General features: G+C 73.3%; 21 protein-coding genes and 2 pseudogenes. 17 read left to right on the top strand and 6 right to left on the bottom strand.

The features are described 5' to 3' along the window. Window positions 1–37 precede the first annotated feature (37 nt). From N6H00_RS13135 to N6H00_RS13120, 4 genes are all read left to right on the top strand, one after another. Window positions 38–952 carry an MBL fold metallo-hydrolase gene (locus N6H00_RS13135; protein ID WP_268971838.1) on the top strand — a complete coding sequence of 305 codons (915 nt, stop codon included), beginning with the start codon at window positions 38–40 and terminating at the stop codon, window positions 950–952. Between the two features lie 21 nt (window positions 953–973). Further along, the gene (locus N6H00_RS13130; protein WP_268971837.1) at window positions 974–2,473 is read left to right on the top strand and encodes a carboxylesterase/lipase family protein; all 1,500 of its coding nucleotides are present in this window, start codon (window positions 974–976) and stop codon (window positions 2,471–2,473) included. 44 nt (window positions 2,474–2,517) lie between these two features. After that, window positions 2,518–2,901 (top strand): RidA family protein, encoded by a 384-nt coding sequence (locus N6H00_RS13125; RefSeq protein WP_268971835.1) that lies wholly within the window; start codon window positions 2,518–2,520, stop codon window positions 2,899–2,901. A 215-nt stretch (window positions 2,902–3,116) separates the two neighbouring features. Beyond that, window positions 3,117–3,809, top strand: coding sequence for a hypothetical protein (locus N6H00_RS13120; RefSeq protein WP_268971834.1), 693 nt, complete (start codon window positions 3,117–3,119; stop codon window positions 3,807–3,809). A gap of 97 nt (window positions 3,810–3,906) precedes the next feature. Here N6H00_RS13120 and N6H00_RS13115 read toward each other — a convergent pair whose 3' ends face one another. Next, window positions 3,907–4,545, bottom strand: a complete 639-nt coding sequence (locus N6H00_RS13115; RefSeq protein ID WP_079079968.1) for a GntR family transcriptional regulator — start codon at window positions 4,543–4,545, stop codon at window positions 3,907–3,909. 67 nt (window positions 4,546–4,612) lie between these two features. On the opposite strand from N6H00_RS13115, the gene N6H00_RS13110 reads away from it, so the two are divergent. The 4 genes from N6H00_RS13110 to N6H00_RS13095 all read left to right on the top strand — a co-directional run bounded on the left by N6H00_RS13110 (window position 4,613) and on the right by N6H00_RS13095 (window position 10,057). Continuing rightward, window positions 4,613–5,977, top strand: coding sequence for an FAD-dependent oxidoreductase (locus N6H00_RS13110; RefSeq protein ID WP_268971833.1), 1,365 nt, complete (start codon window positions 4,613–4,615; stop codon window positions 5,975–5,977). Window positions 5,978–5,990: 13 nt separating this feature from the next. Beyond that, the gene (locus N6H00_RS13105) at window positions 5,991–7,655 is read left to right on the top strand and encodes a dihydroxy-acid dehydratase (protein ID WP_268971832.1); all 1,665 of its coding nucleotides are present in this window, start codon (window positions 5,991–5,993) and stop codon (window positions 7,653–7,655) included. 35 nt (window positions 7,656–7,690) lie between these two features. Beyond that, entirely contained in the window at window positions 7,691–9,034 is a 1,344-nt protein-coding gene (locus tag N6H00_RS13100) for an MFS transporter (RefSeq protein WP_268971831.1), read from the top strand. A gap of 270 nt (window positions 9,035–9,304) precedes the next feature. Continuing rightward, window positions 9,305–10,057 (top strand): GNAT family N-acetyltransferase, encoded by a 753-nt coding sequence (locus tag N6H00_RS13095; RefSeq protein WP_268971830.1) that lies wholly within the window; start codon window positions 9,305–9,307, stop codon window positions 10,055–10,057. 33 nt (window positions 10,058–10,090) lie between these two features. On the opposite strand, the gene N6H00_RS13090 is transcribed toward N6H00_RS13095, so the two are convergent. The 3 genes from N6H00_RS13090 to N6H00_RS13080 all read right to left on the bottom strand — a co-directional run bounded on the left by N6H00_RS13090 (window position 10,091) and on the right by N6H00_RS13080 (window position 12,914). Beyond that, a complete protein-coding gene (locus N6H00_RS13090) occupies window positions 10,091–11,191 on the bottom strand; it encodes a winged helix DNA-binding domain-containing protein (RefSeq protein ID WP_268971829.1) in 1,101 nt (366 codons plus the stop codon). Continuing rightward, window positions 11,188–12,231 (bottom strand): aldo/keto reductase, encoded by a 1,044-nt coding sequence (locus N6H00_RS13085; protein WP_268971828.1) that lies wholly within the window; start codon window positions 12,229–12,231, stop codon window positions 11,188–11,190. The genes N6H00_RS13090 and N6H00_RS13085 overlap by 4 nt, the downstream gene beginning before the upstream one ends. A 98-nt stretch (window positions 12,232–12,329) precedes the next feature. Continuing rightward, window positions 12,330–12,914: a DinB family protein gene (locus tag N6H00_RS13080; protein WP_443073210.1), complete on the bottom strand. Its 585-nt coding sequence runs from the start codon at window positions 12,912–12,914 to the stop codon at window positions 12,330–12,332. Window positions 12,915–13,014: 100 nt separating this feature from the next. Between N6H00_RS13080 and N6H00_RS13075 the strand changes: the two are divergent. Together N6H00_RS13075 and N6H00_RS13070 are read left to right on the top strand one after the other, a co-directional pair. Further along, window positions 13,015–13,521: pseudogene (locus tag N6H00_RS13075) on the top strand (helix-turn-helix transcriptional regulator); the annotation flags it as partial. A 468-nt stretch (window positions 13,522–13,989) separates the two neighbouring features. Beyond that, window positions 13,990–14,520, top strand: a pseudogene (locus N6H00_RS13070) (helix-turn-helix transcriptional regulator); the annotation flags it as partial. Here N6H00_RS13070 and N6H00_RS13065 read toward each other — a convergent pair. After that, window positions 14,517–15,164 carry a CatB-related O-acetyltransferase gene (locus N6H00_RS13065; protein WP_268971827.1) on the bottom strand — a complete coding sequence of 216 codons (648 nt, stop codon included), beginning with the start codon at window positions 15,162–15,164 and terminating at the stop codon, window positions 14,517–14,519. The pseudogene N6H00_RS13070 and the gene N6H00_RS13065 overlap by 4 nt on opposite strands. 171 nt (window positions 15,165–15,335) lie before the next feature. On the opposite strand from N6H00_RS13065, the gene N6H00_RS13060 reads away from it, so the two are divergent. The 4 genes from N6H00_RS13060 to N6H00_RS13045 all read left to right on the top strand — a co-directional run bounded on the left by N6H00_RS13060 (window position 15,336) and on the right by N6H00_RS13045 (window position 18,577). Then, the gene (locus N6H00_RS13060) at window positions 15,336–16,955 is read left to right on the top strand and encodes an FG-GAP and VCBS repeat-containing protein (RefSeq protein WP_268971826.1); all 1,620 of its coding nucleotides are present in this window, start codon (window positions 15,336–15,338) and stop codon (window positions 16,953–16,955) included. A 67-nt stretch (window positions 16,956–17,022) separates the two neighbouring features. Further along, window positions 17,023–17,436, top strand: a complete 414-nt coding sequence (trxA, locus tag N6H00_RS13055; RefSeq protein WP_268971825.1) for a thioredoxin — start codon at window positions 17,023–17,025, stop codon at window positions 17,434–17,436. Next, window positions 17,429–18,076, top strand: coding sequence for a histidine phosphatase family protein (locus N6H00_RS13050; RefSeq protein ID WP_268971824.1), 648 nt, complete (start codon window positions 17,429–17,431; stop codon window positions 18,074–18,076). The genes trxA and N6H00_RS13050 overlap by 8 nt, the downstream gene beginning before the upstream one ends. A gap of 75 nt (window positions 18,077–18,151) precedes the next feature. Beyond that, window positions 18,152–18,577: an OsmC family peroxiredoxin gene (locus N6H00_RS13045; protein WP_268971823.1), complete on the top strand. Its 426-nt coding sequence runs from the start codon at window positions 18,152–18,154 to the stop codon at window positions 18,575–18,577. Here N6H00_RS13045 and N6H00_RS13040 read toward each other — a convergent pair. After that, window positions 18,552–19,175 carry a hypothetical protein gene (locus N6H00_RS13040; RefSeq protein WP_268971822.1) on the bottom strand — a complete coding sequence of 208 codons (624 nt, stop codon included), beginning with the start codon at window positions 19,173–19,175 and terminating at the stop codon, window positions 18,552–18,554. The genes N6H00_RS13045 and N6H00_RS13040 overlap by 26 nt on opposite strands. Before the next feature lie 145 nt (window positions 19,176–19,320). On the opposite strand from N6H00_RS13040, the gene N6H00_RS13035 reads away from it, so the two are divergent. The 3 genes from N6H00_RS13035 to N6H00_RS13025 all read left to right on the top strand — a co-directional run bounded on the left by N6H00_RS13035 (window position 19,321) and on the right by N6H00_RS13025 (window position 21,845). Continuing rightward, on the top strand, window positions 19,321–20,097 hold the full coding sequence (locus N6H00_RS13035) for an IclR family transcriptional regulator (protein ID WP_268971821.1): 777 nt from the start codon (window positions 19,321–19,323) through the stop codon (window positions 20,095–20,097). Then, window positions 20,094–20,963 carry an SMP-30/gluconolactonase/LRE family protein gene (locus N6H00_RS13030; RefSeq protein ID WP_268971820.1) on the top strand — a complete coding sequence of 290 codons (870 nt, stop codon included), beginning with the start codon at window positions 20,094–20,096 and terminating at the stop codon, window positions 20,961–20,963. Before N6H00_RS13035 ends, N6H00_RS13030 begins: the two co-directional genes overlap by 4 nt. Before the next feature lie 141 nt (window positions 20,964–21,104). Continuing rightward, window positions 21,105–21,845, top strand: a complete 741-nt coding sequence (locus N6H00_RS13025) for an SCO2400 family protein (RefSeq protein WP_268971819.1) — start codon at window positions 21,105–21,107, stop codon at window positions 21,843–21,845. Window position 21,846: the final 1 nt, after the last annotated feature.

Here is a 21,846-nt window from a genome sequence, read left to right as displayed (position 1 = left end):
CGCATTCTTCGATTCCCCGGATTCTCAAGGAGCACCCATGGACCAGATCGAGCTCGGCGATGTCACCGTCACCCGGGTATGGGAATACTTCGGACCCGTGGACATCAAGCGCGAGGATTTCTTCCCGGAGAGTTCGAAAGAGGTGTGGGAGGACAATTCCTCCTGGCTCGACGCGGACTTCGTGGACCCCGACACCCAGGTCGTGGTGTCCGCGATCCAGACCTGGGTGCTGCGCAGTGAGGGCCGGACCATCCTCGTCGACACCGGCGTGGGCAACTACAAGGAGCGCCCGTACGCGCGGGTCTGGAGCCGTCTCGAAACCCAATTCCTGGCCAATCTCGCGCGGGCCGGTGTCGCGCCGGAGGACGTGGACATCGTCATCAACACGCATCTGCACAACGACCACGTCGGCTGGAACACGTATCTGGACGGGCGGCACTGGGCGCCCACTTTCCCCAACGCCACCTATCTGATGCCCAAGGACGACTTCGACTTCTGGAACCCGGAGAACGGCCACAAGCCGCGGTCCGGCTACGGCAACCAGAACGTCTTCGAGGACAGCGTGGCCCCGGTGCACCAGGCCGGCCAGACGCTGCTGTGGGAGAACAGCCACCGCATCGACGGCAACCTGCGCCTGGACGCCGCTCCCGGACACACCCCGGGCGCCTCCGTGCTGACCCTCACCTCCGGCTCGGACCGCGCGGTGTTCGTCGGCGACATGCTGCACACCCCGGTGCAGATCCTGGAGCCGGACGTCAACAGCTGCTTCTGCGAGGACCCCGCGGGCGCCCGCGCCACCCGCCGCAAGGTCCTGGGCTGGGCGGCCGACAACAACGCCCTCGTGATCCCCGCGCACCTGGGCGGCCACGGCGCGGCGGAAGTGGCGCGCGACGGCAGCGCGTTCGCCATCAAGGGCTGGGCGCCCTTCGCCGCGTACTCCGAACAGCTCTGAGACCCGCGGAAAGGACGAGAGATGAACCACCGACCCGGTCCCGTCGCGACCACCACACGGGGCGCGGTGCGCGGACTGCGCCAGGACGGCACCGGCACCGCCGTCTTCCTGAACATCCCCTACGCCGCCCCGCCGCTCGGCGCCGGCCGGTTCGCCCCGCCGCGGCCGCACGAGCCCTGGGACGGCGTACGGGACGCCACCGTGCCGGGGCCCAACGCGCCCCAGACCGAGCGCAGGCTCGGCACCATCGACATGTCCCCCTACTTCGGGGACGGCTGGTGCCGAGGGGAGGACTACCTCACCGTCAACGTCTGGACGCCCGAGGCCGCGGCGGGCGGCGGCCTGCCCGTGATGGTGTTCGTCCACGGCGGCGGCTTCGTCGCCGGGTCGACACGGTCCGCGCTGTACGACGGCTCCGCCTTCGCCCGTGACGGCGTCGTCCTTGTCACCCTCAACTACCGGCTCGGCATCGCCGGGTTCCTGGACCTCCCCGGAGCGCCCGCCAACCGCGGTCTGCTCGACGTCATCGCCGCCCTGCGCTGGGTCCGGGAGAACATCGCCGCCTTCGGCGGTGACCCGCACAACGTCACCCTCTTCGGCCAGTCGGCCGGGGCGACCATCGTCGGCGGCGTCCTCGCCACCCCCGAGGCCGCGGGCCTCGTCCGCCGGGCGATCGTCCAAAGCGGCAGTGGCCTGGGCGCGTTCACCACCGAGCAGGCCGCGCGTGTCACCCGGGCGGCGGCCGAGGCCCTGGGCGTCGAGCCCCGTGCCGAGGACTTCGCGGAGATCTCCGACGACCGCCTGGTCGAGGCCGCCTCCCGGCTCGCGGGCATCGATCTGCGCACCGCCACGCACCACGACCCGCTGATCGGGCTCAGCCCCTTCAGCCTGGTCCTCGACACACAGCCCGCCGCGTCCGTCGCCGCCGGCCTGGCCGCCGAGGTGGACCTGCTCGTCGGGACCACCACCGAGGAGGGCAACCTCTACCTGGTCCCCGTGGGCAGATACGCCACCTCCACCGCCGAGGACGTCGACGCGGCGGCGGCGCGCTCGCATCCGCGTCCCGCCCAGCTCGTCGAGGCGTACCGCAAGGCCCGCCCCGAGGCGTCCGCCGCCGAGCTGCGGTCCGCCATCATGGGGGACGCGCTGTTCGGCGCGGGCAGCTGGGCCCTGGCCGACGCCCACGCCGCGCACCCCGGCTCGGCCACCTTCGCCTACGAGTTCGCGTGGCGCTCCCACGCCCTGGACGGCGAACTGGGCGCCACCCACGCGGTCGACCTCCCCTTCGTCTTCGACCTCGCGCACCTGCCCGCACTCCACGGACCGGCCGCCCTGCTCGGCCCCGACGAGCCGCCCGCCGGTCTCGCCGCCCGGGTGCACGAGACCTGGATCCGGTTCGCCCGGACCGGCGACCCCGGCTGGGACCCGTACGACACCGATCGCCGGGCCACCCTGCGCATCGACGCCGAGTGGACCCAGCTCGACGACCCCCGCGGCCGGGAACGACGGGCGTGGACCTGACCCGTGGCCCGTACCCGTCATCACACCCGGCAAGGAATCACCCCATGACCAGAACCGCCATCACCACCGAGAACGCACCCGTCCTGGCGGCTCCGCTGTCCCAAGGCATCCGCAAGGGCACCTTCCTGCAGGTCTCCGGGCAGCTCCCGCTCGATCCGGACACCGGTCTGGTCGTCGGCACCACGGTCGCCGAGCAGAGCGCGCAGGTCCTGCGCAACGTCACCGCCGTGCTCAAGGCGGGCGGCGCCGGCCTGGAGGACGTCGTGATGTTCCGCGTCTACCTCACCGATCCCGCTCACATGGGCGAGCTGAACCAGGCGTACGCCGCGGTCGTCGGCCAGCCGTTCCCCGCCCGCACCGCCGTCTCCGTGCGGCTTCCCCCGGGGCTGCTCGTCGAGATCGACGCCCTGGCCGTGTTGGACGGCTGACCGCACGGCTGACCTCGGCGGAGGGCGGGATGAACGGGCGTCTGCCGAAGGCGTGCACCGGCCTGAGGGTTCCGCCGGCGGGACTGCTGGACGCCATGTGCGCACTGGCAGGGCGCCCGGCGCCGCCCTCCGGGCCTTGTCCCGCACGCCGAGTCTGCGGGAAGGTGCTCCGAGCGGCGGGATCGGTGCCGCCGGGCGTGCTGCAGCCGGGCGATGTGAGCGCGGCCACAGAGGTGCGGGCGGGCCTGCTGAACGCCGAGGTCCCGCCGTCGTCGGACGCGGCCGCGCTCTGGATCCGGCGCACGGTCGACGACCTGGGACCGGCCGACCTGTGGGAGCTGGCCCGCGGCACCGCCCTGACCCGGGAGGAGCTCGCGTGGGGCGCGGCCGTCACCCTGGCGCGGCAGGACCCGGTGCGGGGAAGCCCCGTGCGGCAAAGCTCCGTGCGGCGGGACATCCTGGACGAACTCGCCGCGCGGACCCTCGTGGACGAGATCGCCGAACGGGCTCCGCGGCGCTGGGGCCGGGACCACGCCGACGCTGTGCGCACCGTGCTGTACCGGATCCTGGCCGACCTCGCGGACGTCCTCCTGGAGGTGTCGGAGTCGACTCCGACACCGCTGGAGTGGACTGGTGACGACACCGGCGGGATGCGTGCCTCCGCAGTGCTCGGCGGGGTGAGCCACGGCGTACTGGTCCTGCGGGCGGTGGGCTCGCTCCCGGCTGCGGAGCCCGTCTGGCCCCACCCCTCGCTCCCCGCCGAACGCACCGCCTGGCGATGGCGGATCGCGAGCGGACCGGCCGACCGCGCCGTCCACGAGTGCGGGTCCTTTCCCGCCGCACTCGCGGCACGGCACGCTGCCGAGTGCGCGATCACGGCGCTGGCCGCCGGGAGGTGCCACCTGTGAGGCGGGCGCGGCCCCGCGACGGCGTGGTCCTGCGACGGCGCGTTCCCCGCGACGAGCGCGGTCCTGCGACGGGCGTGCCCCCGCGGCGGGCGCGCGGCTACTGGGTCCGCAGCGTCCGGTAGGTGAAGTCGGTCAGGTAGTCGTTCAGCCGCACCGATGCCTCCGACGCCTTCGCCTCGTCGCCGTGGCAGATGGCCCGGAGGATGTCGCCGTGGAGGCGGGCCGCTTCGGCGAGTTCCGCCTTCGGGTTCCGGAGGTGGGCGAACCAGAAGCGCCGGGAGAGGCCCTGCAGGGGGGCCATCGCCACCGACAGGTACTCGTTGTGGGCGGCCTCGACGATCCGCGTGTGGGTCTGCTTGAGCAGGTCCCCGAACTCCCGGGGGTCGTCGCCGTCGAACGCGCTGAGGACCTCGCCCAGGGCGAGGATGCGGTCGCGTTGGGCGGTGGTGGCGCGGTGCGCGGCGAGCCGCACCGCGAGTTCCTCCATCGAGCGCCGCAGTTCCAGCACCTTGAGCTGCGCCTCGATCGACGTGGCGGCGACGAACACGCCCTGGCTCGGGTGGATCTCGACCATGCGCTCCCGTGCGAGCCGCTGCAGCGCCTCGCGCACGGGGGTGCGGCCGAGCCCGGTGCGTTCCATCAGCCGGGCCTCCGACACCAGTGACCCGGGCGGGAGCTCCTGGAACGTGATCATCTGCTCCAGCACGTCGTACGCCTGGTCGGCTTTGTTGGCCACGGGTCGCCTCCTGCTCACTGTCCGCTCGCTCTGGACATTACCGTCGGGCTCGATGTACAACCCATACATGACCAATATATCGGTGTGGACCCTCACCGGCGACGCGCCCGAACAGGGGCTCGGCGTGCTGGCCGAGGTCGATGTGCTCGTCGCCGGGGCAGGACCGGCCGGGGTCGCCGCGGCGGTCGTCGCGGCCGAGGCCGGGCAATCGGTGCTGATCGTGGAGAAGTACGGCTTCGCCGGCGGCGCGGCGGTCGCCGGCATGTCCGGCACGATCTGCGGGCTGTACCTCGCCTCGGAGACCGACCGCGAGCCGAGGCAGGTCGTCGGGGGGTTCACCGAGCGGTTCCGGCGGGAGTTGCTGGCCCGTGGCGGCCTCACGCCGCCGCAGATCTACGGCAAGACCTGGACCGTCGCACACGATCCACTGGTGTGGCGCGAGGTCGCGGACGATCTGCTGACACGGGCCGGGGTCCGGGTGCTGTTCCACACCGCGGTCACGGGCGTCGTCCTCGACGGGGACACCCACCGCGGCGTCGTGGTGGAGTCCAACGCGGGCCGCGCGGTGGTGCTCGCCGCCCGGACGATCGACGCCTCCGGTGACGCGGCGGTCGTCGCACGGGCCGGGTACCGCTACACCTTCGGCGACAACGGTGTGATCCAGAACCCGACCATGTTCTTCCGCCTCGGCAATGTGGACGTCGGCCGGTTCCTCGACTTCTACGGGACGGACACGATCTGCCCGCCCTGGGTCACCGAGGAGATCATCCAGGCGCGGAACGCGGGTATGGACCTGCCCCGGCAGAAGATCTGGATCTTCACCACTCCCCGGCCCGGCGAGCTGATGGTCAACGCGACCCGGCTCGCGGGCCAGGACGGGCGGATGCTCAACGTCATCGACCCCGCCGACTTCACCGAGGCCGAGATCCTGGGGCGGCGGCAGGCCCGTTCGTACGCGCGGTTCCTGACCGAGCGGATCCCGGGCTGTGAGAACGCCTTCGTCCTGGACACCGGGGTCGAGGCCGGGATCCGGCAGACCCGCACGATCGCCGGGATCGACCGGCTGACCAACGACGACGTGCTAGCGGCGCGCAAACGGGAGGACGGGATCTGCCGGGTCCCCTGGCCGATCGAACTGCACGCCGGCGACCGGCCGAAGCTGTCCTGGCTGCTCGACGACTACTACGAGGTGCCCTACGGCACGCTCGTCCCCGAGCGCGGCGAGCACATCATCGTCGCCGGCCGCTGCCTGAGCGCCGAACACGAGGCGCTCGCGTCGGCGCGTGTCACCGCCCAGTGCTTCGAGTACGGCCACGCCGCCGCCGTGGCGACGCTGCTGTCGCTGGACAAGGACACCGCCTACCGGGATCTCGACGGCCGAGAGGTCCGGGCGGCGATGGCGGCCAACGGAAGCGCTCTTTCCCCTTCCTGACAGGAGATTCCCCATGAAACAGTTGCGGAGCAACTTCGAACCGGGCACCACTCGCTGGGCCGTCCGACGCGCGCAGTGGAGCGCGATGGGCATCGGCGTCGAAGACCAGCAGAGGCCCAAGATCGCGATCGTCAACACCTCGTCGAAGCTGTCGGTGTGCTTCGCGCACCTCGACGACGTGGCGAACGTCGTCGCCGACGCGATCCGCGAGGCGGGCGGGCTGCCGCTGGAGATCAGGACGACCGCGCCGAGCGACTTCGTCACCAGCGCCGGCCGCAAGGCGCGCTATCTGATGCCGACCCGGGACCTGATCGTCAACGATGTCGAGGCGGCCGTCGAAGGCGCCCAACTCGACGGCATGGTGCTGCTGTCCAGCTGCGACAAGACGACACCGGCCCATCTGATGGCCGCCGCCCGGCTCGACCTCCCCGCGGTCCTCGTCATCGGCGGCTACCAGCGTGGCGGCACGTTCTCCGGCTGTTCGGTCGACATCGACTCGGTCTACGAATCGGTCGGCGCGGTCGCGTCCGGGCGGCTCGGCGTGGCCGAGCTGGGGGAGATGGCCGACAACGCCATCAAGGGCCCCGGCGTGTGCGCGGGTCTGGCGACGGCGAACACCATGCATGTGCTCGCCGAGGCCCTGGGCATGACGATGCCGGGCTCCGCGCCGACGCGCGCCAACTCCGAGCCGATGCTCGAACGTGCCGCGGCCGCCGGAAGACGAGCCGTCGAACTCGTCCACGAGGGACTCACCGCACGGAAGGTGCTGACCCGCGACGCCATCGAGAACGCGGTCGAAGTGGCGCTGGCGCTGGGCGGCTCGGTCAACTGCGTCCGCCATCTCACCGCGGTGGCCGCCGAAGCCGACCTCGACCTCGACGTGGTGGCGCTGTTCGAGGAGAAGGGCCGCGGCGCCAAGCAGCTCGCCGCGATCCGCCCCAACGGCACACACCAGGTGTGGGACCTCGACCGGGTCGGCGGGGTGCGGACAGTGCTGCGCGCCCTGGCGCCGCGGCTGCACACGGACGCGCCGACCGTCTCCGGCCGTACGGTGGCCGAGCTGATCGGCGGCGCGGCCGAACCGGACGGCGATGTCGTGCACCCGCTCGACAACCCCGTGGCCGACGAGCCCGGTCTGCTGATCCTGCGTGGTTCGCTGGCGCCCGACGGCGCGATCGTGAAGGTCGCCGGCGTCGGAGCGGCACGGCGGCAGTTCTCCGGACCGGCCAAGGTGTTCGCCGGTGAGGACGAGGCGATCACCGCACTGGGCGACGGCGGGATCGAGCCGGGACAGGTGATCGTCCTGCGAGGCATGGGCCCGCGCGGCGGCCCGGGGACGGTCTTCGCCGCGAGCTTCGTGGCCGCGCTCAACGGAGCGGGGCTCGGCGGTCAGGTCGCGGTCGTCACCGACGGCGAGCTGTCCGGACTCAACCACGGACTCGTCGTGGGACAGGTCATGCCCGAAGCCGCCGACGGCGGTCCGCTCGCCGGGGTCCAGGACGGCGACACCATCTCGATCGACCTCGACGCGCGGCTCATCGACGCCGAGCCCGTGCGCGACGGGAAGCCCGTCACCGCCGGTGACTCCGGGGCCGAGCGCGGCTGGCTCGGCCAGTACGCGGCACTGGTCGGCCCGATCCAGCGTGGCGCGGTCCTGCGCCGTCCCGCCCGCCACTGACATCCCCCGCACCCGCACCGAACGAAGAGGCCCCCATGACCGACACCAGACGGCAGGCCCGCAGAGCCGGGATCGCGGCGCTCGTCGGCACCACGCTCGAGTGGTACGACTTCCTGATCTACGGTACGGCCGCCGCGCTCGTCCTCAACAAGCTGTTCTTTCCCGCGATCAGCCCGATGGCGGGCACCCTGGCCACGTTCGCCACCTACGCGGTCGGCTTCCTGGCGCGCCCGCTGGGCGGCATCGTGCTGGGCAACCTCGGCGACCGGCTCGGCCGCAAGACCATGCTGATGCTGACGATCGTGCTGATGGGTGTCGCCACAGCACTGATCGGTGTCCTGCCCACGTACGAGACCGTCGGGGTCTGGGCGCCGGTGCTGCTGATCGTGCTCCGGCTGGTGCAGGGGTTCGGCGCGGGCGGCGAATACGCCGGCGCCGTGGTGCTGTCGGTCGAACACGGCGACCAGCGGCGGCGCGGACTGGCCGCGGCGTGGGCCCCCGCCGGATTCGCCCTCGCCACCCTGCTGGCCACCGGGATCTACCAGCTGTTCCTGCTGCTGCCCGACGAGCAGTTCCGCCAGTGGGGCTGGCGGGTTCCGTTCCTGCTGGGGATCGTGATGCTCGCGATCGGCTACTTCGTCCGTACCGGGGTGGCCGAGTCCCCGGCGTTCGAGAAGGCGCAACGGGCCGAGGAGGCCAAGGTGTCGCTCTTCTCTGCACTGCGGCAGCAGCCCAGGAGCTTCCTCGTCGTCGTCGGTGCCCGCTTCGCCGAGAACGGTTTCGCCTATCTGTTCCCCGTTTTCGCGGTCGCGTTCCTGACCCGGGAGCTGCACCTGGCCGAGTCCCTGGGACTGACCGCGGTGATCATCGCGTCGGCCGTGCAGGTGGCCGGGGTGCCGTTGTTCGCGTGGCTGTCCGACCGGTGGGGACGGCGTCCGGTGTACGCGGCAGGTGCGATCGCGTCGGCGCTGTGGATCGTGCCGTTCTTCCTGCTCCTGGAGACCCGCGAACCGGTGGCCGTCATCGTCGCGTTCGTGGTGGGGCTCGGCATCTGCTACCCGGCGATGCTCGCGCCGCAGGCGGCCTGGTTCGCGGAACTGTTCGAGACCAGGAACCGGCTCGCCGGGTTCGGCTTCGCGCGAGAGATCGGCTCGGTGCTGGCGGGAGGTTTCCTGCCGCTGATCGCGACCTCCCTGCTCGCGTGGTCCGGCCACTGGTGGTCGGTGGCCGCGTACATGGCGCTGCTGACGGTGCTCACCCTCATCGCACTCGCCGCGGGCCCCGAGACCCGGCGCCGCGACATCGAATCCGCCGACGAGCACGCCACGGTCACCCCGCGCGCCCAGGAGGCCACCACGAAGGCGGCGGCCCGGCAGTGACACCTCCTCGAACCGCTCCTCGAAACGCCGCTCCTTGAACCGCGGAAAGAATCCTGACGCGGGGTCGGGAGGATCGCGTACGATCTGCCGGACCACCACCGCGTTTTCCGCACCCTGAAGGACTGAAGCCCATGAACTCGGCGTCCCCCAGCGGCCGCCGTCGGCACTGACCGCTCGGTGCCACACCGTCTCCTCACGGCGGCCCCACGTCCGCGCGCACCACGCGTTGTCGTCGCTCTTCTCCGCCTTTCTTCGTGAGGTCACATCACCATGGGCACCGACGTCCAAGGCTTCGCCGTCGCCAACCTCCGCCGCCGCCCCGTGCTCATCGAGGCCGGGGGCTTCGTGGCGGGGTTCGACCCCGGCACCACCAGCCCGTACATCAACTACGCGACCCCGCTGCCCGCCGCCCGGCCCACCGCCCGGGACGTGCAGGAGCTGATCGAGGCGTTCCGGGTGCGCGGTCTCAAGCCCCGGCTTGAGTTCGCGCCGGACGCCGCACCCGCCGTGGAGCCCGCGCTGCGCGCGGCGGGGTTCACCGTGGAGGCGGTGCACGCGTATCTGGTCTGCACCCCGGAACGGCTCACCATCCCGCGCGGCACGGCGGCCGTCCCGGTGGCGGTCCCGGCCACGGACGAGGACTACCGGGCGATCGACGCCGCGCTGTCCGAGGCGTTCGGCGAGTTCGCCGCCTCCCCCGAGGGGGCGGACCGGCTGCGCCGCGTCCAGGAGGGCGGGGGCGCGGTCCGGTTCGTCCGCGCCCCCGACGGCGGCTGCGCCGGTGCGGCCACCTGCTCGGCGCCCGCCGTGGGCACCGCGGAACTGGCGGGCGTGGGCACCCGGCCCGCCTTCCGGGGCCGGGGCATCGCCGCCTCGGTCACCGCCGCGCTGACCGAGGCGATGTTCGCGCGAGGAGCCCGGTCGGTATGGCTGGAGTACTCGGGTGAGGGCTCCCGCCGCGTCTACGAACGGGTCGGCTACGAGCCCCGGGGCACCCGCCTGTACCTGAGTCTCGAAGGCTGACCCGGGCGGGGCGGGGCCGGTGCGCGTTCCGGGTCAGCCCGGCGACGCGGCGACCCGCACCCGGTCGCTCGCGCTGTCGGAGAGGAACGACGCCAGCTCCCGCCCCTCCTCGGCGACGGTGGCGCACTCGGCCGGGGAGAGGCGGCGCAACGGGGTGACGGCCACCGTATCCGCCTCGACCTTCCAGGTCGCCGCGACCCGGCCGTCGACCAGCACCACGCGCTCGCCGGCGACCGACAGGCCGCGGTGGGCGTCGTCGATGATCCGGCCGCGGTCGTGGTATCCGAGGATCGCGTTGTCGAACGCCGGCAGGAACCGCACCGGGGCGGGCGTGTCGGGGTCCGGGCGCGGCGCGTCGGGCAGGTCGAGCAGCTCGCGCCCGCGCTCGTCGCGGAAGGTGACCAGCTCCTCGCGGATCGCGGCCACCGCGGCCGGCAGCCCGGCCAGGCCGCACCAGGCGCGCACATCGGCCGAGGCCGCGGGGCCGAAGGCGGCCAGATAGCGCCGTACCAGCGCCTGGCCGACCGGGTCGGAGCCGTCCGGGGCGGGCGGGTCGGCCTCCCGGCCCAGCCAGGAGGAGAGCAGGACGTTGCGCACCCCCGCCCTGGTGCGCCACAGCCCGCGCGGGGGCGTCTGCGCCATCGGCACGAGGGCGGCGATCACCATCTCGCCCAGTGCCCGCGGTGCGGGGGCCGGCCAGCGGTCGGCCAGCACCCGCACCAGCTCGGCCATCGAGCGGGGTTCGCCGTCGGCCATCACCGCCCGGCCCGCCACGGCGAGTTCGTCGAGGTCGACCCCCTCGAACTCGCGGCGGTAGGTGCCGAGCACCCGCTGGCGCAGCATGGTGCCGTGGCGGGCCCGCCAGGCCAGGGTGTCCTCGGCGGTGAGCAGGTGGACGGTGCGGCGCATGAGGTGGGTCCGCACCAGAGCGCGCCGGACCAGCAGATCCGAGAGGTCCGCCGGGTCGAACGCGCGCAGCCGCGACCACAGCCCGACGAACGGCTCCTGCGGCTCCTGCGCCTGCATACCGCACAGGTGCCCGACGGCGTCGTGGACCGGTACGTCGGCGCGGTCGAGCAGCAACTGCCGGGCGAGCGTCGCGCGGTTCAGCGCCCGGGTGCCCAGGACGGTCATCGGGCCACCGCGGCGCGTTCCCCGGCCGGGCGGCGGCGCAGCGCGGCGCGTTCGACGGCCGGTGGGGTGTAGGACACGTCGATCGGGCCGATGTCGGTTCCGGGCGGCGCGATCTCGTCGATCCGGTCCAGGAGTTCGTCGTCGAGAGTGGTTCCGGCGCCGGCCAGGAGGTCGTCGAGCTGCTCCATGGTGCGCGGCCCGATGATGGCCGAGGTGACGCCGGGGTGGGTGATGGCGAACGCCATCGCGAGGTGGGTCAGCGACAGGCCGGCCTCCTCGGCCAGCGGGATGAGCCGCTCCACGGCGTCGAGTTTGCGCTCGTCGGTCATGTGCCGGGGCACCCAGCGCATCCGCGCGTCCTGCGGCGGCACGGTTCGGCCCTTGCGGTAACGGCCGCTGAGCAGGCCCATCGCCAGCGGGCTCCAGACCAGCGTGCCCATGCCGTACCGCTGGCAGACGGGCAGGATCTCGTGCTCGATGCCGCGGTTGAGGAGGGAGTACGTGGGCTGCTCGGTACGGAACCGCTGGAGCCCGCGCCGGTCCGCGACCCACTGCGCCTCGACGATCTCCGAGGCCGGGAAGTTGGACGACCCGATCGCCCGTACCTTGCCGCTGCGCACCAGGTCGGTGAGGGCGGAGAGGGTCTCCTCGAGATCGGTCCGCGGATCGGGGTGATGGATCTGGTAGAGGTCGATGTGGTCGGTCCGCAGCCGCCGCAGCGAGTGCTCCACCTCGGCGATGATCCAGCGCCGGGAGCTGCCGCCGCGGTTGGGGTCCTCGCCCATCCTGCCGTTGACCTTGGTGGCCAGCACGATGTCGTCGCGCCGCCCGCGCAGCGCCTTGCCGACGATGTCCTCGGACTCCCCGTGCGGGCCGTACACATCGGCGGTGTCGATGACGTTGATCCCCGCGTCCAGCGCCCGGTGGATGATCCGGACGCAGTCGTCGTGGTCGGGATTGCCCACCTGACCGAACTTCATGGTGCCCAGGCAGTAGGCGCTGACCTGGATACCGGTACGCCCCAGCTCACGTGTCTTCACGGTCGCGCCGTTTCCCTTCGGTTCCTTGGCTCATGGATTCCGGCGCCGCGCAGGTGACGGCCGTCGCCAGCGCGGCGCCGAGCGGTTCCGGGAAGCGGTCAGCTGGACGTCTGCCCGTCGAGCGTCTCGCGGATGATGTCCGCGTGCCCGGCGTGCTGGGCGGTCTCGGCGATGACGTGCATGATCACCCGGCGCACGCTGTGTTCCGCACCCGGCTCGTTCCAGGGCGCCTCCGGCAGCGGGTGCGTCGCCGACAGGTCGGGGACGGTGGAGATGACCTCCGCGCTCCGGGCGGCCACCTGCTCGTAGCGCTCGAGCACCCCGGCCAGCGTGTCACCGGGCAGCATCTGGAAGTTGTTCTGGTTGTCGATCGCCCACTGGGGGAACTCCTTCGCGGTACCGCCCATGAGGTCGGCCCAGGTGACACCCTCGGGCAGGTCGTAACGCAGCGCCGACGGGCCCTCGAGGACGAAGCGCATCCAGCCTTCCTCGATGAACGCGACGTGCTTGATCAGCCCGCCCAGGCAGAGCGCGCTGACCGTCGGGCGCTCACCGGCCTGCTCGTCGCTGAGCCCCTGCACGCTCTTGATCAGGGCGGAGCGCGCGGCGGTGAGCTCGGCGAGCAGATCGGCCCGCTCGGCGTCGAGGGTGGCGGGGGGTGTGGTGGTGGCGGTGGCGGTCACGGTGATCGGGTCCTTCTGGTCGTTCTCGTCGTCTGACGGAGACAACACTCACAGAGGTAGCGGACAGGTTGTGGCCGCTACTCGGGACAGAATGGGAGTCATGCCGAAGACGTCAGCGCGACTGCTGTCCCTGCTCTCGCTGCTCCAGGCACGCCGCGACTGGCCGGGGCAGCTGCTGGCCGAGCGGCTGGAGATCAGCCCGCGCACCGTGCGCCGCGATGTCGACCGCCTGCGTGAACTCGGCTACCCCATCGTGGCCACCAAGGGCCCCGACGGGGGCTACCGGCTCGGCGCGGGCGCGGAGCTGCCCCCGCTGCTGTTCGACGACGAGCAGGCCGTCGCCCTCGCCGTCGCGCTCCAGACCGCCCTCACCACCGGCGCCGGGATCGAGGACGCGGCGGCGCGCGCCCTGAACACCGTCCGGCAGGTCATGCCCGCACGGCTGCGGCACCGCGTCGACGCGCTCCAGATCACCGCCGTCGAACGTCCGTGGGACCGGCCGCATCCACGGGCCGACCCGCAGGTCCTCATGGCGCTCAGCACAGCCGTCCGCGCCCGCGAGGTCCTGCGCTTCGACTACACCCCCGCCACCCCGCCGGAGGCGGCTTCCTGGGCGGGAGCGGCTTCCCCGGGGGGAGGGGCCTCCCCGCCGGGAGCGGCTTCCCGGCCGGGGGCGGCTTCCCCGGCGGGGGCGGCTTCTCAGCCTGGGGTGGCTTCTGCGTCGGGTGCGGCCTCCCGGCCGGAGGAGGCTTCTGCGTCGGGTGCGGCGTCCCAGTCGGGTGCGGCTTCTCCGCCGGGTGCGGCTTCTCCGCCGGAGGCGGCTTCCCGGCCGGGGGCGGCTTCCCCGGCGGGGGCGGCTTCCCGGCCGGGGGCGGCTTCCCCGGCGGGGGCGGCTTCCCTGCCTGGGGTGGCTTCTGCGTCGGGGGCGGCGTCCCCGCCGGGGGCGGTTTCCCGGGCGGGGGCGGCTTCCCTGCCTGGGGTGGCTTCTGCGTCGGGGGCGGCCTCCCCGCCGGAGGAGGCTTCTGCGTCGGGGGCGGCTTCCCCGCCGGAGGAGGCTTCTGCGTCGGGTGCGGCTTCACCGGCGGGGGCGGCCGGTACCGGGGCCGTCGCGGGTGCGCCGCGCAGAGTGGCGCCGCATCATCTCGTCACCTGGGGCGGGCGCTGGTATCTGCTCGCGTGGGACCTCGACCGCGAGGGCTGGCGCACCTTCCGCGTCGACCGGATCACCCCGCGCACCCCCACCGGGCCCCGTTTCACCCCGCGCGAGGTGCCCGGCGGGGACGTGGCCGCCTTCATCCTCGGCCGGTTCCAGGGTGCCGACGGGCCCGGCGGCTGGCCCTGCCGTGGCGAGGTGATCCTCGACCTGCCCGCCGCCGAGGTCTCCCCCTTCGCCGGCGACGGAGTCGTCGAGGCACTCGGTCCGGACCGCTGCCGGCTGGTCCTGGAGGCGTGGTCGTGGCCCGGACTGGCCGCCACCATCGGCAGGTTCGACGCCGATATCGAGGTCATCGGGCCGCCCGAACTCAAGGAAGCCTTCGCGCAGCTGGCCCGCCGCTACGCCGCTGCCGCGGCGGCCGACGGCCCCGGACAGCGCACACCTGGCTAGTTCTGGCGCGGGGCCGCCGCCTCGAGGTCGGTCACGCTTCCGGACATGATCGTGCGGAGGTGGGCGGTGAGGTGCTCGGGCGGCCAGTCCCACCAGGCCAGGGCCAGCAGCCGGGCGATGTCCTCGTCGTCGTAGCGGCGGCGGAGGAGCCGGGCCGGATTGCCGCCGACGACGCCGTAGTCGGGCACGTCGTCCACGACCACCGAACCGGAGGCGATGATCGCGCCGTGGCCGATGCGGACGCCGGGCATCACCGTCGCCCGGTAGCCGAACCAGACGTCATTGCCGACCACGGTGTCGCCCCGGCCCGGCAGGCCGGTGATCAGGTCGAAGTGGTCGGCCCACGAACCGCCCATGATGGGGAAGGGAAAGGTGGAGGGGCCGTCCATGCGGTGGTTGGCGCCGTTCATGATGAACCGCACCCCTTCACCCAGTGCGCAGAACTTCCCGATGACCAACCGCTCGGGCCCGTAGTGGTACAGCACGTTGCGGGTCTCGAACGCGGTGGGGTCATCCGGGTCGTCGTAGTACGAGAACTCCCCGACCTCGATCAGTGGCGAGGTGACCAGCGGTTTCAGCAGCACCACCCGCGGCTGCTCGGGCATCGGGTGCAGCACCGTCGGATCGGCGGGTACGGCCGGCATCGCGGATCGCCTCCTCCTCGTCCAGTTGCTCGTGACGCGTCCAGTTCCCCGCCCAGAGCGAGGCCCCCGCCATGATCGCAACCTCGGCGCCCGGTGTCGCGTGCATTCCGTGGGGGCGTACGGGGTTCCGCGGGGGCGCGCGGAGCAACCTGAGAGCGCCGCGTGGAGTCCTTGAGCGATGAACCCCTGTCCGTATCCCTGCCGATGTCCGTACCCGTGCCGATCCGCCTCGGAGGCGCCGCCGTGCGTTCGCTCGTCCCCGTCGCCGCCGTGGCCGTGTCCGCCGTGCTGCTGCTCGCCGGGTGCAGCAAGGGCGGCCATGGCGGCCGGAAGCCGGGGGAGGGGGAGGGGGCCACGAAGGGGGCGGCCGCCGCGTCGCTCGGGGACTTCAACGGCGACGGCTACGACGACTTCGCCACCACCATCCGCCCCACCAGCACCTCCCGGGGACCGCTGCCCGCCCGGCTGGCGGTCGTCTACGGCTCGGCGCGGGGCCTGGACCCACGGCACCGCCTCGTCGTCGACGGCGCCGAGGACGACTACGTGGGGTCGCCGCTGCGGACCGACCTCGACGGGGACGGATTCACCGACCTGGTGACGGCGCGTTTCCGGCACGGGAGGACACCACGGTCCGCGCGGACCGGGGAGACGGTGGTGCTGCGCGGCGGCCCCCGTGGGCTGGCCGCCCCACGCCCGCTGCGCGGTGGCGCGACCGGATTCCTGTCCCTGGCCGTGGGGGACTTCGACGGGGACGGCGCCGCCGACCTGCTGGCCTCGGCGGCCGACGGCCGGGGCGCGGTGCGTGTGCTGTACGGGCCGTTCGGGGCGTTCGGGTCGGGGCGTGCCACGCCCCGTCCGGCCCGTACCGCCGCGCTCCCCACCGGCCGGCACCGCCGTACCGCGCCCGCCACCGCCACCGCCGGGGACTTCGACGGTGACCACCGCACCGACGTGGTGCTGACCTACCGCTACGACACCGAGCAGCCGGAGCAGCCGGAGCAGCCCGAACAGCCGGATCAGCCGGAATCCGACGACACCGCCCCCCTCGACCCACCCGTGGCCCACTACCGGGGCGGGCCCGAGGGCCTGGTGCGGGACAAGCGGCCCGAGGCGCGGCTGGCCCACGCCCTCGGCACGGAGGACGGTCCGCGCGAGCCCGCGGCCGGGGACGCCGACCACGACGGGATCGACGATCTGCTCGCGCCCGGCCAGGGGACCCTCGGCCCCGGCCCGCACCGCGGCTCCGGCCGGCTCACCGTCGTGCACGGCGCCAGGTCCGGGCTGGGCAGGGGGCGTTCGGAGCTCACCGTCGACCCGTCCGGTCCTGGCCTGCCCGGCGACGCGCGGCGCGGCGATGGCTTCGGCGGCTCCCCGGCCGTGGGCGACATCACCGGCGACGGCCGTCCCGACCTCGTGGTGGCCACCCCGGAGAAGAACCACGGCAACGGCCGGCTCACCCTGCTGCCCGGGTCCCGGCGCGGGAGCGGTGGCGAGTACGACCCGGCCGCGGGCGCGCACCAGGAGGACGGCGGGGAGCAGACCGTCGACCTGGACACCCCGGGCGTGCCCGGCCGGCCCGCTCCGTACGGCTCCGACGGCTTCGCCCCCCAGCCCCCGCTGCTCGACGTCGACGGCGACGGCCACGACGACGTGATCGCCGCCGCGCCCGGCTACGACCGCGGCCGAACGGGTGGCTTCTGGGTCCTGCGGGGGACCGGCCACGGGCTGTCCACCCGGGACGTACGCCGCTTCACCCCCGCCGATCTCGGCATCCGTTTCCGGCCGGAATAACGGACGGCGGCGGCGGGGTTACCGTGCACGAGGCATCTGCCGACGTACGGAAGCGGGTAACGCAGGCATGAGCACTAGCACCGTCGAGCTCACCAAGGACAACTTCGACGACATCGTGTCCGGAAGCGCGTTCGTCCTGATCGACTTCTGGGCCTCCTGGTGCGGGCCGTGCCGGATGTTCGCGCCCGTCTACGAGAAGGCCGCGGAGCGCCACCAGGATCTGCTGTTCGCCAAGGTCGACACCGAGGCCCAGCCCGAGCTGGCCGCCGCCTTCGACATCCAGTCCATCCCCACGCTGATGATCGTGCGCGACAACATCGCGGTCTTCGCCCAGCCCGGCGCCCTCCCCGAGCCGGCCCTGGAGGACGTCATCGGCCAGGCCCGCGACCTCGACATGGACGCGGTGCGCGCTTCCATCGCGGCCGCCGCGAACGAGAAGCGGGCGATCGACGAGGAGAAGGCGTCCGACCGCAATGGCTGAGCTGCTGCTGATCCGGCACGGCGAAACCGAGTGGAGCCGGTCGGGGAAGCACACCAGCTGGACCGATATGCCCCTGACGGCGCACGGCGAGGAGCAGGCGCGCGCGCTGCGCCCGCTGCTCGCCGCGCGCAAGATCGGGCTGACCCTGGTGAGCCCCATGGAGCGGGCCGTGCGGACCGCGCGGCTCGCCGGGCTCGAGGACCTCACGACCGAGCCCGAGCTGCACGAATGGGACTACGGCGGCTACGAGGGCGTCACCACCCCCGAGATCCACCGCACCCGCCCCGGCTGGAACCTGTGGACCGACGGCGTCCCACCGGGCGAAGCCGGCCACCCGGGGGAGTCGCCCGAGCGGATCGGGGCCCGGGTGGACCGGGTGCTCGCCCGGATCGCGCCCGAGCTGGACGCGGCGGACGGCGCCGATGTGGTGCTGGTGGCCCACGCCCATGTGCTGCGGGTGCTCACCGCCCGCCGGCTGGGGCTGCCCCCGTCCGCCGGCGCGCTCTTCCGGCTGGACACCGCGACCGTGAGTCGACTCGGAACTGAGCATGGTCGCCCGGCCGTCGTCGCCTGGAACGTAGGCTCGGAGGCGATCTCCGGACCGGGGTCGGCCGGAAGGGGCGGCACCCCCGCCGGATGATCATCCGACCGTACGTCACATCCGGCGCTCCACCGGCAGGTGGACGTCACCGACAGGAAGCAGGGAACAGCGAGCATGGCTACGACGCGTACCGCGCACACCGTCTGGCAGGGCAACCTGGCCGAGGGCAAGGGGACCGTCACCTTCGATTCCTCCGGCATCGGCGAGCAGCCGGTCTCCTGGCCGTCCCGCGCCGAGCAGGCGAACGGCAAGACCAGCCCCGAGGAGCTGATCGCGGCGGCGCACTCCAGCTGCTTCTCGATGGCGCTCTCGCACGGCCTCACCCAGGCGGGCAACCCGCCCACCCAGCTGACCACCCAGGCCGAGGTCACCTTCCAGCCCGGCACCGGGATCACCGGTATCCACCTCACCGTCGAGGGCTCGGTGGAGGGCCTGGACGAGGCCGCGTTCGTCGCGGCGGCCGAGGACGCCAAGAAGAACTGCCCGGTGAGCCAGGCGCTCGCCGGTACGGAGATCACGCTGTCGGCGAAGCTGGCCTGACGTTCTCCACGCGCTGAAGCAATCCCCAGGTGAACTCCGCCACATAGTGGCGGAGTTCGCCGTTCGCCCCGTTCGCCCCGTGCTCTCCGTCCCATGCGTCGAAGGCGAGCCGCCAGCGGGTGGGCGCCGAGCCCTCCATCGGCCGCGCGGGCGCGAAGGCGCGCGCCACCTCGTCCACCGTGCAGGACCAGGGCACGAGATCGGCGGCCGTACGCAACGTCGCCCCGGGCGCCCCCGGGGCGCGCACCAGCCACTCGTTCCACACCGCCCCGTTCGGCGCGGTGAGCACCTCGAACCGCAGATCCGGCCACAGCGGCACGGACCAGCTCAGCGCCTCACAGGTCAGATCGCCGATCCGGCGGGTGGCGGTGGACTCGGGCGGGCCCAGTACGGCGCGGTAGCGGGCGACCGCCGAGCGCCGCCGTGACGCGTGCCGCATGGCCTGCCAGCGGCGGTTGGCCTCGCGCATCACCGAACGCCCGAAGCCCAGCTCGCGCAGCGCGTCCTCGACCAGCCCCGGCTGATGATCGGCCATCCGCCGCAGCAGCACGAGGACGAAGGGGAAGGGGGTGGGGAACGAGTCCGGTGCGGAATCCATGGTTCCTATCGTGCCTTTGCCGGACCATTGCCGGAGGAAGACGGCTATGCGTAACCTGTGTTCGGTTTACCGGCCATCGGCCGGGATCTCGAACATCTGCGCGCGAACCATATGCATCCGGACCAGAAGCGGAGGGCGAGTACTTATGGGACGCCTGGTGCCCGCGGTGACACGGGCCCTGGACATACTCGAGCTCTTCCTGGACGGAGACGGCACGCTCTCCGCCCCCGAGATCACCCGGCGGCTGGGACTGCCCCGTACGACGGTCCATGAGCTGGTGACCACCCTGGCCGCCCGCTCCTACCTGGTCCACGTACCCGACCAGCCCGGCCGCTACCGGCTCGGGGTGCGGCCGTACCAGCTGGGCAGCCGCTACGCCGAACAGCTCGACCTGGCGGCCGAGGGCCGGCAGGTGGCCCGGACCGTCGCGGAGACCTGCGACGAAACCGTGCACGTCGCCATCCTCGAGGGCGCCGACGTCATCTACATCGCCAAGGTCGACTCCACCCACGCCGTCCGCATGGTCTCGGCCGCGGGCCGCCGGCTGCCCGCCCACTGCACCTCGGTCGGCAAGATGCTGCTCGCCTCCCTCCCGGAGGACGCCCTGGACGCCCGGCTGCCCGACGACCAGCCGCTGGCCGCGATGACGGACAACAGCATCACCTCCCCCGGCGAACTGCGCCGCCACCTCGCCACCGTGCGCGAGCGCGGCGTCGCGGTCGAGCAGCGGGAGTCCAACCCGGATGTGAACTGCGTGGCGGCTCCCGTACGGGACTCCACCGGGAAGGTGGTCGCGGCGCTGTCGATCTCGGTGCCGACGATCCGCTGGAGCGAGGAGCGCCAGGCCGAGCTGGAGGAGCTGGCGGCCAAGGGTGCGGCAGAACTGTCGGCACGGCTGGGCCATCGGAGGCGGGACATATGAGCACACGGCCGTCGCTCGAGATCGCGGTGCGCGCGCACGCCGTGCTCGGCGAGGGACCCACCTGGGACGCCGCCGCCCGGCGGCTGATCTGGGTGGACATCCTCTCCTCCCGCGTCCACGGCTACGACCCCGCCACCGGCCGCCGCACCACCCTGGCCACCGAGCAGCACGTCGGCGCGGCCAAGCCCCGCGCGGGCGGCGGACTGGTGGTCAACCTCCGCGACGGCATCGGGGTGTACGGGCCCGACGGCGGTTTCGGCTGGCTGCTGCGCGAGGCGGTCCCCGGCCGCCGGGGCAACGACGCCGCGGTCGCGCCCGACGGTTCGCTCTGGGCGGGCACCATGCGCTACGACGAGGCGACCGGTGGCGGCACGCTCTCCCGGATCGGGGCGGACGGCTCCCGTACGGAGTTCCTGCCGCGGGTCACGGTCAGCAACGGCATCGGCTGGAGCCCGGACGGCCGCCGCATGTACTACATCGACACCCCCACCCGCCGTATCGACGTCCTCGACGTGGCGGACGGCGCGGACGGTCCGGTGGTCTCGGGGCGCCGGCCGTTCGTCGAGATCGAGGAGGGCGCGGGCTTCCCGGACGGGCTGTGCGTGGACGCCGACGGCGCGGTGTGGGTCGCCCTGTGGGACGGCGCCGCGATCCGCCGCTACGCCCCCGACGGGACACTCGATCGGGTGGTGGAGCTTCCGTTCCCGCGCCCGACCGCCTGCGCCTTCGGCGGGGCGGACCTCCGCGATCTGTATCTGACCTCGGCACGGGTCGGCCTCGGCGCCGCCGCGCCGCCGCTCGCCGGGTCGCTGCTGGTCATCGAGGGCGCGGGACAGGGGCTGGCGCAGCCCGCCTTCGCCGGCTGAGCGACGGCGGGGCGGGGCCGGGCGGGCGCCGGACACCGGCGGGGGAGGGGCTGACGAGGGCGTTCGTACGGTTCTTTGCACAGGATCCTCACACCCCGCGGCCTGCTGGCCTCTCCGTTGGTCACATAACCTGCCCGCGAAATGGATTACTGCTCTGCCTGTCACCGCCCTCTGGGCGGTGCCCTCTCCTGCCCCGACTGCGGGACGCCCGTCGAGGACCCCGGGCCGGCCCTCGCCGCACCGGACGCGGACGCGGGTACGCAGGCGTCCCCCGGCTCTCCGGTCGCCTCCCCTGCCGCTCCCGCCGCTCCCGTCGCCTCGCGTGCCGCCCGTGCCTCGCGCCGGAAGCCCAAGTCCCGTGGCCTCATCGGCCGCCGCGCGCGCCGGGCCCGCCGGGGGCGGGGGCGCCGGGTGACGATCCTGGCGGCGGTGCTCGGCCCGGTGCTGGCCGCGCTGTTCGTGGCCGAGCTGGCCACCGAGGGGCACTGGCGGGAGTCCTCCCCGCCCGGACAGCGGGAGCCGGCGGCCGACCGCACCGGCGGGGCGACGGATTCCGCCGAGTCGGGCGGCCAGGACGCGGGCGGCCCGAGCGCGGCCCCCTCGGCGGGGAGCGGCGGCCAGGGTGAGGACGGCGACCCGTCCGGGGGCGAGGCCGAGGGCGAGGGCGGCGAGACGTCCGAGGACGGGAGCGGCGACGCCTCGTCCGATCCGGACGACTCCTCCTCCGACCCGCCGGACGCCTCCGCCCCGGCCCCGGGCGGCCCCGGCGCGACCCAGCGGCCCACCTCCCCGTCGCAACCCGGGCCCACCGCCCCGGCGACCGTCGAACCGACGCCGACCTCGACGGCCACGGAAACCTGCTTCCTGTGGTGGTGCGTCTAGC

This window comes from Streptomyces sp. S465 (genome assembly GCF_026898115.1).
In the GTDB taxonomy this organism is placed as follows: Bacteria; Actinomycetota; Actinomycetes; order Streptomycetales; family Streptomycetaceae; genus Streptomyces; species Streptomyces luomodiensis.
This window is presented reverse-complemented; position numbering and strand designations above follow the sequence as displayed.

Bases quoted from the DNA above. Each gene is read 5' to 3' on its own strand.
- N6H00_RS13135 (WP_268971838.1), top strand. From the start codon at position 38: ATGGACCAGATCGAGCTCGGCGATGTCACCGTCACCCGGGTATGGGAA.
- N6H00_RS13130 (WP_268971837.1), top strand. From the start codon at position 974: ATGAACCACCGACCCGGTCCCGTCGCGACCACCACACGGGGCGCGGTG.
- N6H00_RS13125 (WP_268971835.1), top strand. From the start codon at position 2,518: ATGACCAGAACCGCCATCACCACCGAGAACGCACCCGTCCTGGCGGCT.
- N6H00_RS13110 (WP_268971833.1), top strand. From the start codon at position 4,613: ATGACCAATATATCGGTGTGGACCCTCACCGGCGACGCGCCCGAACAG.
- N6H00_RS13105 (WP_268971832.1), top strand. From the start codon at position 5,991: ATGAAACAGTTGCGGAGCAACTTCGAACCGGGCACCACTCGCTGGGCC.
- N6H00_RS13100 (WP_268971831.1), top strand. From the start codon at position 7,691: ATGACCGACACCAGACGGCAGGCCCGCAGAGCCGGGATCGCGGCGCTC.
- N6H00_RS13095 (WP_268971830.1), top strand. From the start codon at position 9,305: ATGGGCACCGACGTCCAAGGCTTCGCCGTCGCCAACCTCCGCCGCCGC.
- N6H00_RS13090 (WP_268971829.1), bottom strand. From the start codon at position 11,191: ATGACCGTCCTGGGCACCCGGGCGCTGAACCGCGCGACGCTCGCCCGG.
- N6H00_RS13065 (WP_268971827.1), bottom strand. From the start codon at position 15,164: ATGCCGGCCGTACCCGCCGATCCGACGGTGCTGCACCCGATGCCCGAG.
- trxA (WP_268971825.1), top strand. From the start codon at position 17,023: ATGAGCACTAGCACCGTCGAGCTCACCAAGGACAACTTCGACGACATC.
- N6H00_RS13050 (WP_268971824.1), top strand. From the start codon at position 17,429: ATGGCTGAGCTGCTGCTGATCCGGCACGGCGAAACCGAGTGGAGCCGG.
- N6H00_RS13045 (WP_268971823.1), top strand. From the start codon at position 18,152: ATGGCTACGACGCGTACCGCGCACACCGTCTGGCAGGGCAACCTGGCC.
- N6H00_RS13040 (WP_268971822.1), bottom strand. From the start codon at position 19,175: ATGGATTCCGCACCGGACTCGTTCCCCACCCCCTTCCCCTTCGTCCTC.
- N6H00_RS13035 (WP_268971821.1), top strand. From the start codon at position 19,321: ATGGGACGCCTGGTGCCCGCGGTGACACGGGCCCTGGACATACTCGAG.
- N6H00_RS13030 (WP_268971820.1), top strand. From the start codon at position 20,094: ATGAGCACACGGCCGTCGCTCGAGATCGCGGTGCGCGCGCACGCCGTG.
- N6H00_RS13025 (WP_268971819.1), top strand. From the start codon at position 21,105: ATGGATTACTGCTCTGCCTGTCACCGCCCTCTGGGCGGTGCCCTCTCC.